Origin of the sequence: Noviherbaspirillum sp. ST9 (assembly GCF_048799745.1) — a bacterium.
Classification (GTDB): domain Bacteria; phylum Pseudomonadota; class Gammaproteobacteria; order Burkholderiales; family Burkholderiaceae_D; genus Noviherbaspirillum.
On the sequence record NZ_JBLWFR010000110.1, the window covers coordinates 1 to 638 of the forward strand.

The following is a 638-nucleotide window of genomic DNA, read 5'->3' on the forward strand; positions in this document are numbered from 1 at the left end:
GGACCGGAATAGCTACGGTACAGAACAAAAGTGGAAAAGCGCACATCAAGATTAAAGTACTTGATGCAGATTCTCCCAATGAGCTGCATGTGAGACCTGTGCCTGAAATCATAAACGGTCTGCTTTTTGAGCCTGCATATATTTCGGGTAACCAAGGGGTACAAATTAATACAAGCCATCCGTATTATTCGAAGGTTTACATGCCAAATAGGGATTCAAGTGTTACCATTCAGGGCCTTGATAGCTTGTTGTGGGCGCTTTCAGTCGCGGAGTTAGGCTGTATTGATGATGAAAACAAACGCAAATTCGAAGAAATGAGATTTGAGGTATCGCGTCTTCTCCGAAATCTGGTTGATGATATGCCTGATCTGGATGAAGAATGATCATGACTGATGGGAATTTACTTGCAGATGATTTAGCAAACCGCTTCAGTTTGGAATTGAGCGGGAAAGCAGCTAAAGGGCAGAATGGCATATTTCGCGTTGAAAGCATTGATGCGCCCAATGGTTTCACCATCGAAATAAATGTTGGATGGCGCTCGGTTGATGCCACTTTCCGGCCTGACACGTTTGCGGCTGCTCTTCTCCGTACAATAAAAGGAAGTTCAGAAATACAAAAACAGGAATTTTTGAACCTGA

2 protein-coding genes are annotated in these 638 nt (G+C 43.4%); both read left to right on the forward strand.

What is annotated here, in order from left to right:
• On the forward strand, positions 1-383 hold a 383-nt coding region (locus tag ACNOHI_RS25025; RefSeq protein ID WP_420477437.1), incomplete at its 5' end, for a hypothetical protein.
• On the forward strand, positions 380-638 hold a 259-nt coding region (locus ACNOHI_RS25030; protein ID WP_420477438.1), incomplete at its 3' end, for a hypothetical protein. The genes ACNOHI_RS25025 and ACNOHI_RS25030, both read left to right, overlap by 4 nt.